Below are 14,695 nucleotides of genomic sequence, written 5' to 3' on the forward strand. Positions count from 1 at the left end.
ACATCTTAAGAATGGGCGCAGCAGAACGAGCGCTGCGATCTCCACAAAGAAAAAATGACCCGATTTCTCGGATCATCTGGTGTCACATCGCATTCCGGCTATTCAGCGTTTACAACATCCTTGCCATCGTAATATCCGCAGTTAGGACAAACTCTGTGAGGAAGTTTAGGCTCATGACACTGAGGACAAATTGAAAGTCCAGGAGTGTGCATCTTCATATTAGCTGCCTTACGGCTGGAAGTCTTAGCTTTCGAAGTTTTCCTCTTAGGTACTGCCATCGTCGACACCTCCTTTATGTGAATTGAAATTATATCTAGTCGTCACAAAACAGTATTATAGATTAATGCATTGTTCATGTCAATGGTAAATTAATACTCTGCTCAATCTATATGATGACCGGTCCGCTGACCCTGTCGGAACATCTGTAGAGGTCGGCGCCGGTGATCAGATTGTATATATCTCCAGCACGAATCTCCGCAGAAAGCTGTTCGAAGATCTTCTGGTCTTTCGTGTCATCGGCATTAAGACGGCCAAGCGTCTTGTTCACGTTAGTCACCAGCGGCATCTTGAAAAGTTCTTTTCGCGATGCCTCATGAAGCATCTCCCGCCCTCTTTCGTTCATAGCGAGGACTCTGATGCACGCAGGATCGGTCATTCCGCGATCCATACCAGTGACGAGCTGTGCCAGGAGCCTGGATATATGAGTATAGGTATATCGCCTGGTCTTGGCCTTCATTATGAGATCCTGAATGTCAGATGCGGATATCACAGCTTTCCTGAGCCTGTTTCCTATTCCCTCTCCTCCGTCCGGAAGCCTTGCCATCTCATCTTCATCAGAAGTGAGGATCCTGTAGCGCACAAGTTGAAAGTAACGCTCTGCCCTGATCTCAAGGGCATCTGAAGTCAGACCAGAAAGTTCTCTAAAGCATTCTTCAGGCACCATGGATGAAATATCCCTGCCATCGCAAAGAGCCTGACGTATCCCGGATGCGCTATGGAAAACGGCTCCCGGATCTTTATCCACAGAATCGTTGTACCCCGCTCCCTTCCTCTTTATCGTGAGAGGTGTCAGCCCGTGCAGAGCCCTGAGATATTCGATCCCAAGTATGTCGTTGGAGCTGGAAGAGATATTCGATCCATCCGGAAAAAAATCCCTGTACGCTCTGTCTCTCGCGGCAGGCCATGACAATCCCTGCCGTGACAGAACGCTTATCCTTCTGCTTATCTCTTCATCATAACGGTCCAGCCGGTCTGCGATCTCCTCGAGCTCTGCGATATCACCTGACTCTGAACCGAAGGACAGGTGGGTGACGAACCCAAGAGACTCAAGAAGCTTTACAGCCCCCCTTCCGTATATCCCGGCGTTTGCCAGACAACAGAAGACCGGGATCTCCACTACCAGATCCGCTCCGCAGCGGACGGCGATCCCGGCTCTTTTCCATTTATTCAGGATGGCGGCCTCACCCCTCTGGACGAAATCTCCGCTCATGGCGCAGACCACTCCGGTTGCAGAAGTCCTTTTTACAGACTCCTCGAGATGATACGCATGGCCATTGTGAAAGGGGTTGTATTCCCCGACTATGCCCAGGATGTTTCCGTCCGACATCACCGCTAAGCCTGTTCCTCGTCTCTGTCAAAAGAAGGCTGCTTGTAGGAGCCATCGTCGTAATCGGCATCGTCGCTGTAGTCAGGAGCCGGAACGGCGTCTCTCTCGGCCGCGGAGTGCTCAACGTTGTCCTGGAGACGACCTGCCATGTCCTTGATCTCCTGCCTGTTCCCGTTGACCTTGCCGTTCACATCATTGATGATGTCGGTGAACTTCTCGGTCATAGGCTGGATGAACTGCTCGGCAAGTCCGGACATCTCGTTCTGCATATCGTACAGCATCTTGTCGATGTACTCGTAGGACCTGAGCTTGATGTATCTGCTGTGGTTCTCTGCCTCGTTGATGAGAGCGGTGGCTCTCTTCTCGGCTTCCTTCTTGACGATGTCGTTCTCGACCAGGTATTCGGCCTGTCTCTTTGCAGCGACGATGACCTTGTCGTACTCGCTCTTGGCCTCGTTGAGTATTCTCTCCTGTTCGTCCTTTACCCATCTGGCCTGCTGGATATCCTTTGGCAGGCTGAGCCTTATGTCGTCGATAATGCTCTTGAGCTCGTCCCCATCGACAATGGTCTTGTCAGAGAACGGTACCTTGGAAGCATTAGCGACCAGATCATCCAGCTCGTCCAGCAGCGACATCACTCTGATCGATTCATCACTCATAATAAGTTCCTCCTATACACTCATGATCAAGTCATGGTTTGAAACGGCGTTGCTCCTATACAGGCCTTTCTGCTACTTTCCTGTCCCTCTCAGTTCGATCTTGTCCTGAAGACGCTCCCTCACATACTCCGGCACCAGGCCGCGGATGTCTCCGCCGTAGGAAGCTACTTCTTTTATAAGCGAAGAGCTTATGAAGGAAAAAGATGGATCTGCCATGAGGAACACAGTCTCCGTACCGTGCCGGTACAACCGGGCGTTCATCTGCGCCATCTGGATCTCGTACTCGAAATCCGTGGTGGCCCTCAGCCCTCTCACAACTGCATCGAATCTGTGCTCGTTCACGTAATCCGCAAGAAGTCCGGAAAATGAATCCACCTTCACATTGGGCAGGTCGCCGGTGACATGCCTGACTATGTCCATCCGCTCGTCTATGGAAAAAAGCGAGTGCTTTTTGTCGTTCACCAGCACTCCCACCGTGATGGAGTCATACATTCCCGCTGCCCGGGAGATGATATTCAGATGTCCGTTCGTTATAGGATCAAAAGACCCCGCGATCAATGCGTTTCTGAGCATAGAAAATCCCCTGCCTTTTGCGTATTTTACCAAAACCACTGTATATATGCAACAATTAACGGGCTGTAAACAAGTCTACGCCTATGGTTCCGTACTTTTTCTCCTTCGTTTTATACAATTTCCCATATGTGTCAGATAATTTATTATTGTATAAATGCTCTGCGACGACGATCGTGCTCTCTTTTACGAGACCATTCTCGTTGAAAAGTTCAAATGCCTCGTCGTAGAATCCCGACTGATACGGCGGATCCAGAAAGATGATGTCCATCTCCTGATGGATCAGACTAAGGCACTTCCTGAAATCGTGGTTGTACAGGACAGCTCTGTCCTCCGCCCTGCAATTGGCCACATTGCCTTGAAGGACTCTGAAATTTCTTCTCTCGACCTCGTTGAACCAGCACCTCTCTGCCCCTCTCGAAAGGGCCTCCAGCCCAAGGCTCCCTGATCCCGCGAACAGGTCCAGAACTTTCGCTCCTGGAATGTAAAAGCTTATCATGCTGAAAACGGCCTCCCTCACCTTTTCGGTGGTCGGCCTTATCCACTCCGGGATCTCCAGCTTCCTGTACTTGTAGTCTCCTGCAACTATCTTCATTATATATATGCTCCTTAGATGTTTTTGCTCTGACCTGTACTTCACACGGCTACAGAACGTCGCTGTTGTCCGACACGTACATGCACCGGATCAACTCTTCCATCCTTGACCAGTCCGTTTTTACATATCTGCCGTCAAGTATCCCCCCGGCATCCTCCTCTGCCGCCGTCAGGATCTCCGGATACCTGATGAGATCCGACACAAAAGCCACAGACCCGTGCTGCATCGTACCCATGATGTCTCCCGGGCCCCTGAGCCTGTAGTCCTCCTGTGCTATTGTAAAACCGTCAGAGGTCTCTGTCATTATCTTTATACGCTCCGCAGACTGCGGCGACCTTCCGTAATTCACGAGATAACAGTACGACTGTATGCTGCTCCTGCCTACACGGCCCCTGAGCTGATGAAGCTGTGCCATTCCGAAGCGCTCACTGTTCTCGATGACGATGATAGACGCCCCTGGAACATTTATGCCTACCTCGATCACCACCGTTGATACCAGAATATCCCCTTTTCCTTGAGAAAATTCCTCCATTATCCGTTCTTTTTCGTCCTTGCTCATGCGTCCGTGGAGGAGGAGGACCTTAAATCCCGGAAAAAGTCTTTTCATCTCGTCGTAAAGCGCCGTGGCAGAGTTCAGTTCTCCCTCGTCGTCGATGCTCGGGGCCACGACATATGCCTGATGCCCCCTGGAGAGCTGTTCCCGGACAGCTGCATATGCCATCTTTCTCGTGTTCCCGTTCACTCCTCTTGTGATCACAGGCAGCCTTGAGGCCGGCATGGTCCTTATCGTGGAAAAGTCCATGTCTCCGAATACCGTAGATGCAAGCGTTCTCGGTATGGGCGTTGCGGACATGACCAGTACGTTGACTCCGGATGCCTTTTCCGTGAGGATCCTGCGCTGCCGAACTCCGAAACGGTGCTGTTCATCTGTGACGACGAGACCCAGATCCCGGAACACCACATCATCCTGGAGGAGAGCCTGTGTACCGATTATGAGGTCGATGTTGCCACCTGCAAGGTCTTCGAGTACCTCACGACGCTCGGAAGCCTTGATGCTGCTCACGAGGAGAGCGCACCGCACACCGAATGGATCCAGCACTTCCTTCATATCTCTGTAGTGCTGGCGGGCGAGGATCTCCGTCGGCGCCATCACCGCTGACTGCTTTCCGCTCTTCCAGGCCATGAATATGCTTGCTTCGGCAACTGCAGTCTTTCCGCAGCCCACGTCACCCTGGATCAGCCTGTTCATAGGCTTTTTTTCCCTTAGATCCCTGGAGATACTGGCGACAGCATCTGCCTGACCTTCCGTGAGTTGAAACGGCAAGCTGTCCAGGAATTCTGAAGGGTCAGTGGCCTCCATGGCTCCGTTACCGGAATTACTCATGAGGCGTGTGTCTCTTTTCAGCGCTACCTGATTCGCCAGGAGCTTTTCATAAACAAGTCTGTATCTGGCTGCCCCGTATTTGTGTTCGCCCTCTGGAAAATGAATATTCGTATAGGCGTATCTCTGGTCGCATAGCTTTCTTCTGGCCACGAGTCCGGGATCCAGCCATTCCTCATCAAGTTCACTGCATCTTTCAAGAGTATCTCCGATCCACTTGATGAAATCGTTGCTTGTTATCCCGCTGGTGCACCTGTATACGGGGATTATACCGCGGACGTCCCTCTGACTGCCGGTCTCGGTTATCTCTGGATTGATAAAGGCGACTGCACCATTTTTTCTGGAGAGCCTTCCGAACACGGAATACTCCTTTCCGTTGTCCAGGTTTTTCATCATGAACGAGGCATTGAAAAAAACGGCCACGAAGCCGCAGTCGTCTCCTCTGAAAGTGAACGTGGCCATGGTGCGACCGCCGCTGATATGGCGGATGCCCTTCCTCATGAGGGTGCCGCAGACCAGGACCTCTTTTCCCTCTGGTGCATAAAGCGGAGAGACTGGCGACCGCCGGTCTCTGAAGCGGAACGGAAAATGCGTCAGCAGGTCCTCTACCGTGCGGATCCCGAGGTTATTAAGCCTTTCCTGTTTTTTTGCCCCGATGCCCCTGACCTCGGAAACGGAGCTCTGAAATGTCAGTTCTTTTCTCTCAGTCATTGGTCTTCGTCAGCACGCGTTCGCCAGGTATGAGGCTCTTCTTCCTGTCGAATGGAGAACTCTTGCCACGGCCGTCCTTCTGGTCGGAGACTGTTCCCATTATGTGGGCGGATATCCCTCTTGGCTTATCCAGGCAGAGTATCTCGAAGTCCTCCTCCACCTTCCTGAAAAGAACATCTGCCGCCTCCTGGTAGGAGATGCCACTCAGTACGGCGAAGTTCACGTCCACGTAAATATCTCTACCTCGTATTTCCACGTTCACTGCCTTGAGCATGTCCCCCAGCCCGTTCCAGATGCGGTGATGGAGGAGAGCTCCCTTTCTGCTGCATGGAATAAGATATGAAGACAATGACAACATATCATCAACAATGAGCTTCTCCAGGACGGCGTTGTTTATCGCGACTATCCCATATTCATTTCTGGTAATAACTGCCATAGGTTCCTCCCGAAAACATGAACGATCCATCAGATCAGGATAAACAAAAAATCCTGAGCGGTATGCTCAGGACAATAAGCCGGAATATATTCACTAGTTGGCACGGTTTACTTTGCCCGCTCTTAAGCAGCTCGTGCAAACGTTAGCCTTTCTAACTGTTCCATGATCATTCACTCTGACAGTCTGAATATTAGCATTCCACTTTCTTCTGCTGTGTCTGTTGGAATGAGAAACAGCGTTTCCGGATGTCTGGCCCTTACCGCAAACTTCGCATTTTCTAGACATTTGCCGCACCTCCTTACAATTTCAGTATAATGCGTCAATCAACGCAAGGTGTATTTTACCACAACAAATATACACATTGCAAGGAAAAATCATGGAAAAAATGTGATGAACTCTCCCCGGTAAAAACTTTTCCGTTTATTTATAATAATGTATAATAACTCAGTATTTCAATAGAAAGGCAGCATTATGACTGAGAAAAAGCATAACAACAAAACCACCGCAATAGTAGTCCTGGTAGCTGCGGTCGCGGTCGGCCTCATAGGATACTATAAAACGGGACGCCTCAGGCTTGTGGATAAAAGTGACTACAAGACGATCTACAATAACATCGTTGCAGCCGCGGCGACCACTAAGTCCGACAACGCGGAGCTTAAGAGCCTGCAGAAGTGGGCGGACAAAAAAAAGCTGGACTATGTCACCGACAGCAGCGGAAACATGATAGTCACCGTTGCTGCTGCCAGCGGCAAAGAGGATCAGCCGACAACGGTCATAGCAGTTGAGTATAACAGCAAGACTATGGAGACTGACGCTTCCTCGCTGGCCACCGCGAAATACATCGCAGCCAACGGATCCGGGACTCCATTGAAAGTCGTTTTCCTGAACGATTCCGAGAACCTTCACTCAGGGGCGGAGAACCTGATACCGTCAGCGATCCCCGACAACTCGAACGTGTTTTTCCTTGACTCTGGAAGCTCTTCCTATATCTCCACGAGTTCCTTCGCAGGACAGCTGACGACGTTCTCCGTGGACAAGACCACTCAGTCGAGGACCTGCGATTCGGCGGTGAAGATCACCATCAAGGGATGTACAACAGGAGATCCGAGGACTTCCATGGGCTCACAGCCTAACCCTGTCGATTCTTTAAGTACCCTCCTCACCTATCTCAAGGGAAAATCGGTCCCTTACGAGATATCAGAACTGAAGGTGGGAAGCAACGGCAACATGTATCCTGATTCGATGACCGTGACAGTACTGGTGAACTCTTACACCCTCACAGACCTGACCACTTATCTGGACAAGAGATCCGAGAGCTTCAAGAAGACATACTCCGACGATTATCCGGATTCATCTTATACGTATGAGATACTGGATGACGCCAGTCTCCCGTCCACGGTGTACAGCAGCAGCACTACGGACTCAATGACGAACCTGCTCTTCACTATCGCCAGCGGAGTGTACAGGTTCGACAAAAGCGAGGCCACCGATGAGCACAAGGAAGGCGATCCTTACGCATACAACTGCTTTACAGACCTTAAAGACAGCGGCGACACGATGAAGCTCACGGTCTCCACCAGCGCGCTCAGCAGCGTGTATATGGATCAGGTGGCAGGAGAAAACGAAGCGGCTGCAAAGCTGAACAACGCCGACATAAATGTGGAAAAGCAGTATGCTGCATTTTCGGGCAATGATACCAGCATTCCGCTCGAACTTGCCAACATCTACACAAAGACGAATGCGATCACCGGAAAGGACATGACTATCCAGGTAAAGGACGACACTTATGTCACACCTTGTTCCCTCCTTGGGGACGTAAACGGAACTGCGACGATCGTACACATTTGTATCGCAGAAGATAACAATACTTACATCGCAAACATGCTTATGAACTATATTGCGCAGAACATACAGACAAACTGATCTGGACCGTGGACCTCAGCTCCCCCGCCTCCCGGGGGAGCATTTATTTTTTTAAGAAAAGATAAAATATTATCCATTTCACTTAATCCAAGTTTACTTATGCTATAATATTTAAACCTATGTATTCAGTATCGGGAGGTAAGAGATGCGAAAGGAAGACGACATCAGAGATAAAGAAGGAAACGATATAGATGAGTTTCTTTCGAAATTCGATGACCCTGATTCCGGTAAAATAGATGCAGACGGCATAAAGTCTGTCGGTGAAAAGGACGGCTCCACCGACGATGATCTCATAATGGGGTCCGAACACGGAGTGGACTTTTCCTCTGTCACAGACAGCGACAGAAAGGCAAAGAGAAAAATGAACTCTTTCGACAGAGCGTCGAAGCGTTACGAGAAGGAAAAGATGAGAGGACAGAAACTGAAAGATAAACAAAAACAGCGACATGGTTCCGGCAAGTCGTCATTCATGAAACACGGAAAAGGCTTTTCCCGGAAAAATTTCAAGGAGTGGTTCACCCTTCTTTTCAAGAAAGAGAACCCCGACTATACACCTGGAGCCGGCGATCATATCACCGTGAACGGAAAATCGGTCAAGAACACGGCATACCTGTTCAGCCCGCTGAGGACTCTCCGTACCCTGGTCGTACTGATGCTCATTCTGATGCTCATATTCTTCATCTACTGCTTCGTGGTCATCAGCATGGCTCCTAAGATAGATCCGACCAAGATATATGACAATATCGCTGAGAGCTCTACGGTATACGACGATGAAGGCAATGCTGTCGACAACGTCTACTACACCGAGGACAGGAAATTCGTTTCATACGATGAGATCCCGAAAAACTGCATCAACGCATTCGTAGCCCTGGAGGACAAGACCTTCTGGAAACACAACGGTTTCAACTGGACGAGAATGATCGGTGCTGTTTTCCAGTCAATAACGGGACAGGGAGCCATCTCCGGCACCAGCACGATCACACAGCAGCTGGCAAGGAACGTTTACCTGCCGAATATCAAGAGCCAGAGGAGCATAAGGCGTAAGGTCATCGAGATGTATTACGCCAGCCAGATCGAGCACGCTCTGACTAAGAAGGAGATAATCACAGCTTATCTCAACACCATATATCTGGGCTTCGGCAACTACGGAATCGAAACGGCCGCCCACTCCTACTTTTCAAAGGATCCTGAGGACCTCACCCTTGAGGAGTGTGCCGCCCTTGCCGCTCTGCCTCAGGCCCCTGACAGCTATGCTCTGGTGAAGCTCGTAGACAGCAGCTCTGTTACCGAGGGCGACACCAACATCATCATGAGAGAGCCTAACACGTATATTGCCAACGACGCCTCCAAGGACAGGCGTGAGACATGCCTGAATCTCATGTACAAGCAGGGCTATATAACAAAGAAACAGCACGATGAAGCATACAGTAAGGCGCTTATCGACTTCATCAATCCTGACATAAAGACTGACTCCAGCGATGACTCCTACTTCACCGACTACATGATCGACGAGGTAAAGCAGGATCTCATGGATAAATACGATATTACGGAAGATGAAGCGAACCGGATGATCTACACCGGCGGGCTGAACATATACTCCACCATGGATTCCACTGCTCAGAGCACCATAGTGAAGGAGTTCAGCGATTCATCCAACTTCCCGTACCTGACGAACATCAGTTACGACCGAAACAACAACATCCTGGATTCTTCCGGCAATATTGTGCTTTATAAATACAGCAATTTCTTCGATGACAGCGGCAACTTCACGCTGAGCAGCAGCGAAGCTACCGTGAACAGCGACGGTTCTGTTACTATAAAGAGAGGCCATCGCCTGAATATATACAGGACCGAATCGAATGGAGTCGTAGATTACAGTCTCGAATTCAAGCAGACGTATGTCATGGACAACGGGACCCTGACCGTATATCCGGGCGGATATATCAATATCCCTGCTGAATACAAGAAGCTGGACAAGAATGATGACCTCGTCATTTCGGCGAAGTACTTCAAGGAGAATCCTAACAAGATCAAGATCGACGGTGACACCATCACTCTTACGCCGGACGTGTACTCGCTCCCTTCAAAGGTGATACAGCCTCAGGCCGCAATGGTCATCGTTGAGGTCGGCACAGGACAGGTGAAGGCCATGGTAGGAGGTCGTGAGGTCGAAGGACGTCAGCTCTACAACAGAGCTATCAACACAAGGCAGTCCGGTTCCTCTATCAAACCACTTACTGTTTACGGCGCTGCCCTTCAGAAGAGCTACGAGCTTCAGGCTGAAGGCCAGAAGTATACATATCACAATGTGGGCAACTCTAAACAGGGAACATCCGGTTACGGAGATTATCTTACCGCAGCATCCACCATCGTGGACGAGCCGTTGTACTTCAACGGCAAGCAGTGGCCTAAGAATGCGGAGAACAACTTTGTTGGATCCGTTACCATGAGACAGGCCCTCCAGCAGTCCATCAACACCTGCGCCGTCAAGATCGAGCAGCAGGTCGGAGATGATTATGCTGCGAAGATGGCCAAGAAATTCGGCCTGACGACCCTGGTCACAGACTCGTCTGCAGCGTCTAACGATATGAACGCGGCAGCCCTTGCTCTTGGAGGACTTACAAAGGGCGTGAAACCTCTGGAGATGGCACAGGCATATGCTTCCTTCCCTAACGGAGGTGTTAGGAAGGATTCCATCGCCTATACAAAGGTCACGGACAGGAACGGTAAGGTCATACTGAGGTCGAAATCCAAGTCCCATAAGGTTCTGGATGAGGGCGTTGCGTGGATCATGACCGATATGCTCAAGTCGGTAGTCACCAATGGACTCGGATCCCCTGCTGCCCTCTCGGGAGTGCAGGCAGGTGGTAAAACGGGTACCACCAGTGACAACTACGATATCTGGTTCGACGGATTCACCCCTCACTATGCTGCTGTTATCTGGATCGGATCCGATGTGAACATCAAGATGTCCAGCATGTCAAACATGGCTGCAGCCCTCTGGGGAAAGATCATGAATCAGATACCGAAGGCCAAGACGGGCTCATACAAGAAGCAGCCTTCGGACGTCATAAAATCCAACGGCGAATACTTCACAAAGGGTACAGAGACCGGTCAGCAGAAACTCGTAATGAGTGGTGAGACAAAAGAAGAAACCACGGAAGAAACTACAACTGAGGAACAGACCACTACTCAGGAATCCGGCAATACCGGTGAGACTACTGGCGGAAACACCGGAGGGGCCACCGGAGGAAACACTGGAGGCAGCACTGGCGGTAATACCGGAGGAAGTACTGGCGGAAACACCGGAGGCAATACAGGTGGTAATACCGGAGGCAGCACTGGCGGTAATACCGGAGGAGGCACTACTCCGTAAAGCGAATAGAACATCAGAATAACAGATACACCGGCAAACGCTCATAGCATTCGTTTGCCGGTGTATTTTTGTGTGGTGAAATATGAATTTATATTCACCATGTTAAGAAAATATCATTCGTGCGCTATGCGGGATATTTTTTGGATCATATTAGTAATCCGCAAACAGAATCCACCCCTCATTTTGTCCTATTCTCACAAAGCATTGAAATTGACCTGTTTTCTGAGAAATCATGCATAAAGTGATTGTTGTGTGATGCGGCTATTTCAGTTCTGTGACGCGTTCATTCATATTGACAACACAAACCCGCCGTCTTATAATTCATACATATAAAGGCTTTGGTTATTCATTATATGGAGGTAACTATGGAAGACAACAATAAAGGCCAATTTAATTCCAACTTTGGTTTTCTGATGGCCTCTCTTGGTTCAGCCGTAGGACTGGGCAACCTGTGGTCATTCCCGTACAAGATGGGTATCGGCGGCGGATTTGCATTCCTGCTGATCTACATCATCCTGGCAATTGTTGTTGGCTACCCTCTGATGCTCTCCGAGATCACACTCGGACGTAAGACTCAGAAGGCCGCCATCGAGGCTTACAAGGAAGCTGATCACAGATTCACCTTCAACGGTGTACTCCAGACAGCCGTTCCTTGGTTCCTGATCGCGTTCTACTGCACATTCGGCGGATACATCACCAAGTACCTGGTAGATTCTGTAATCGGACTTTTCTCCAATACCACAGATATCGAGTCCATGGATCCTGGCGCAATGTTTGGAGCAATGATCAGCCCTGAGCAGGTTGGAAAGGGTATTATGTGGATGGTCCTCTTCCTGGCGCTGACGACAGTCATCGTATTCGGAGGAGTATCCGGCGGAATCGAGCGTTTCTGCAAGGTCGCAATGCCTGCCCTGTTCTTCCTTCTGATCATCGTAGTTATCAGATCCTGCACACTGGATGGAGCTGGTCCTGGACTCAAGTTCCTGTTCAGCCCTGATCTGACGATGTGGAAGAAGAGCTTCTTCGATGTAGTATCACTGGCAGGAGGACAGATGTTCTTCTCACTGTCACTGTCATCTGGATGCATCATCGCCTATGGTTCTTACCTGGGTAAGAAGGAGAACCTGGAGAAGGACGCTGCCATCATCACCGCTGGTGACTCTCTGGTAGCTGTACTCGCAGGAATGGCTATCTTCCCTGCAGTATTCGCCTTCGGTCTCGAGCCTACAGCAGGTCCTGGACTCCTGTTCATTTCCATGACGACTGTATTCCAGAGCATGGGATTCGCAGGAAAGATCTTCCAGCTCATGTTCTGGCTGCTGGTATTCTTCGCAGCACTGTCCTCTTCCATCGGAATGATGGAGGCCGGAATCTCCGCTATCCTGGACTCCAGGATCAAGGCTGGAAAGTCTGCAAACAGAGTAGTGGTATCCTCGATCATGTGCGCAGTAGCGTTCATCGGCAACTTCCTGACAGTATTCGACTGCCTGGGCGGAAACCCAAAGATGAACTGGTTCCACCTCTTCGGACAGGGCAGCGTTCTGGACGTTTGGGACTGCCTGGCAGAGGGAATCCTGATGCCGCTCACCGGACTGATCATGGCTATCCTGCTTGGATGGGTAGTTCCTCACTATGTTGACGACGAAGTAGCCTCTTCTGCTCCTGGCGGAGTGTTCAAGACAAAGGGCTTCTACGACTTCTGCATCAAGTGGCTCGGACCTATCTTCATGGCAATGATCGTATACGGTCAGATCAAGTCCTTCTGGGGCTAAACCACAAAGGTATTATCAATAGCTAATCAATCAAATTTACTACTTTACATCCAAAAAAAATCAAAGCTAGGAGAAGCGCTTCGGATCCGTCCGAGGCGCTTTTTCTGTTCGGAAATTCCGTGCTCTGATCTAAAATGACAAATCTCCCGACGATTAAAAAGAGCATCATCAGAACACGAAAAAAGGACAAGGTCTGTTCCCCTGCCCTCTTGCCACGCACCGACGAGTTTCCGCAAGAGCGGGCGGTGCGACATTATCTTTTTTCAGGATACACTCTAGATCTCATAGAGAGCACTTGAGACATCCTCGATTATGTCATCGATGTTCTCGATGCCACAGCTGAACCTGATGAGGTCAGGCCCCACTCCGGCCGCTACCAGCTCATCGTCCGTCAGCTGCCTGTGTGTGGACGAAGCCGGGTGCAGAACGCAGCTGTGGGCGTCTGCAACGTGTGTGGCGATAATGGCTACCTTGAGGTGCTTCATGAACTCCTCAGCGGCCTTTCTACCCCCTTCTACCCCGAAAGAGATCACGCCGCATGTGCCGTCAGGCATGTACTTCTTAGCCATCTCGTGGTACTTGTTGGATGGCAGTCCGGGATAGTTGACCCAGGATACCTTAGGATGATTTTCGAGGAACTCAGCCAGCTTCTGAGCGTTCTCGCAGTGCCTCTTCACCCTTACGTGGAGTGACTCGAGGCCCAGGTTGAGGAGGTACGCGTTCATTGGAGACTGAATAGATCCGAAGTCCCTCATGAGCTGAGCGGTCGCCTTGGTGATGAAGGCGCCCTCCTGACCGAATTTCTCCGCATAGGTGATGCCGTGGTACGAGTCGTCAGGCGTGCAGAGGCCCGGGAATTTGTCGGCGTGGGCCATCCAGTCGAACTTACCGGAATCAACAATGCATCCGCCTACCGTGGCGTCATGGCCATCCATATACTTCGTCGTGGAATGAGTGACTATATCAACACCAAATTCAAAAGGCCTGCAGTTTATTGGTGTGGCAAAAGTGTTGTCCACGATGAGTGGGACACCGTGGTCGTGAGCGGCTTTTGAAAACTTTTCAAAGTCGAAGACCGCCAGCGACGGGTTGGAGATGGTCTCTCCGAAGACGCACTTCGTGTTCGGCCTGAAGGCAGCCTCCAGCTCTTCAGGAGAGCAGTCTGGCTCGACGAAAGTGAAGTCGATGCCCATTTTCCTCATGGTCACGTTGAAAAGGTTGTAGGTCCCGCCATAGATCGCGGTGGATGAGACCACGTGATCGCCGGCCTGGGCGATGTTGAATACAGCAAAGAAATTGGCGGCCTGACCGGAGGATGTGAGCATCCCCGCAGTGCCTCCTTCGAGCGCGGTGATCTTCGCTGCGACCATATCGTTCGTAGGATTCTGAAGTCTCGTGTAGAAATATCCCGAGGCCTCCAGGTCGAATAGCTTGCCCATGTCCTCGCTGGTGTCGTATTTAAAAGTGGTGCTCTGGATGATAGGGATCATTCTCGATTCACCGTTCTTCGGCTCATATCCGGCCTGAATGCATTTTGTCTCCTGCCTCATAATAAAACAACTCCCTTCTGAAGTGTGAAAGCCCGAATATCACACTTCCCCATATTTCAAATACCCATTTATATTACACTATGAGCGGCTATTTGAATAATATATTTTAACTTCGA

At 50.2% G+C, this 14,695-nt stretch carries 12 protein-coding genes; 3 read left to right on the forward strand and 9 right to left on the reverse strand.

Annotation, left to right across the window (positions count from 1 at the left end; genetic code table 11):
• Nucleotides 1-98: 98 nt before the first annotated feature.
• The 8 genes from rpmF to rpmB form a co-directional block, all read right to left on the reverse strand.
• A complete protein-coding gene (gene rpmF / locus BQ7382_RS04055) occupies nucleotides 99-278 on the reverse strand; it encodes a 50S ribosomal protein L32 (RefSeq protein ID WP_077390858.1) in 180 nt (59 codons plus the stop codon).
• A gap of 107 nt (nucleotides 279-385) precedes the next feature.
• Nucleotides 386-1,606, reverse strand: coding sequence for a tRNA(Met) cytidine acetate ligase (locus BQ7382_RS04060; protein WP_077390859.1), 1,221 nt, complete (start codon nucleotides 1,604-1,606; stop codon nucleotides 386-388).
• A gap of 5 nt (nucleotides 1,607-1,611) precedes the next feature.
• Nucleotides 1,612-2,265, reverse strand: a complete 654-nt coding sequence (locus BQ7382_RS04065; RefSeq protein ID WP_077390860.1) for an SPFH domain-containing protein — start codon at nucleotides 2,263-2,265, stop codon at nucleotides 1,612-1,614.
• A 72-nt stretch (nucleotides 2,266-2,337) separates the two neighbouring features.
• Nucleotides 2,338-2,838: a pantetheine-phosphate adenylyltransferase gene (gene coaD, locus BQ7382_RS04070; protein ID WP_077390861.1), complete on the reverse strand. Its 501-nt coding sequence runs from the start codon at nucleotides 2,836-2,838 to the stop codon at nucleotides 2,338-2,340.
• A 55-nt stretch (nucleotides 2,839-2,893) separates the two neighbouring features.
• On the reverse strand, nucleotides 2,894-3,430 hold the full coding sequence (rsmD, locus tag BQ7382_RS04075) for a 16S rRNA (guanine(966)-N(2))-methyltransferase RsmD (RefSeq protein ID WP_077390862.1): 537 nt from the start codon (nucleotides 3,428-3,430) through the stop codon (nucleotides 2,894-2,896).
• A gap of 49 nt (nucleotides 3,431-3,479) precedes the next feature.
• Nucleotides 3,480-5,522 carry an ATP-dependent DNA helicase RecG gene (gene recG / locus BQ7382_RS04080; protein ID WP_077390863.1) on the reverse strand — a complete coding sequence of 681 codons (2,043 nt, stop codon included), beginning with the start codon at nucleotides 5,520-5,522 and terminating at the stop codon, nucleotides 3,480-3,482.
• Nucleotides 5,515-5,958, reverse strand: coding sequence for a hypothetical protein (locus BQ7382_RS04085; RefSeq protein WP_077390864.1), 444 nt, complete (start codon nucleotides 5,956-5,958; stop codon nucleotides 5,515-5,517). The genes recG and BQ7382_RS04085 overlap by 8 nt, the downstream gene beginning before the upstream one ends.
• Before the next feature lie 93 nt (nucleotides 5,959-6,051).
• Entirely contained in the window at nucleotides 6,052-6,243 is a 192-nt protein-coding gene (gene rpmB / locus BQ7382_RS04090) for a 50S ribosomal protein L28 (protein ID WP_077390865.1), read from the reverse strand.
• Nucleotides 6,244-6,429: 186 nt separating this feature from the next.
• On the opposite strand from rpmB, the gene BQ7382_RS04095 reads away from it, so the two are divergent.
• From BQ7382_RS04095 to BQ7382_RS04105, 3 genes are all read left to right on the forward strand, one after another.
• Nucleotides 6,430-7,881: a zinc-binding metallopeptidase family protein gene (locus tag BQ7382_RS04095; RefSeq protein WP_077390866.1), complete on the forward strand. Its 1,452-nt coding sequence runs from the start codon at nucleotides 6,430-6,432 to the stop codon at nucleotides 7,879-7,881.
• Between the two features lie 145 nt (nucleotides 7,882-8,026).
• The gene (locus BQ7382_RS04100; protein ID WP_077390867.1) at nucleotides 8,027-11,257 is read left to right on the forward strand and encodes a transglycosylase domain-containing protein; all 3,231 of its coding nucleotides are present in this window, start codon (nucleotides 8,027-8,029) and stop codon (nucleotides 11,255-11,257) included.
• Between the two features lie 365 nt (nucleotides 11,258-11,622).
• Entirely contained in the window at nucleotides 11,623-13,029 is a 1,407-nt protein-coding gene (locus tag BQ7382_RS04105) for a sodium-dependent transporter (RefSeq protein WP_077390868.1), read from the forward strand.
• Nucleotides 13,030-13,304: 275 nt separating this feature from the next.
• Here BQ7382_RS04105 and BQ7382_RS04115 read toward each other — a convergent pair whose 3' ends face one another.
• Nucleotides 13,305-14,579, reverse strand: coding sequence for an O-acetylhomoserine aminocarboxypropyltransferase/cysteine synthase family protein (locus BQ7382_RS04115; RefSeq protein WP_077390870.1), 1,275 nt, complete (start codon nucleotides 14,577-14,579; stop codon nucleotides 13,305-13,307).
• Nucleotides 14,580-14,695: the final 116 nt, after the last annotated feature.

Source organism: Mobilibacterium timonense (assembly GCF_900155555.1).
Lineage (GTDB): Bacteria > Bacillota > Clostridia > Peptostreptococcales > Anaerovoracaceae > Allobaileyella > Allobaileyella timonense.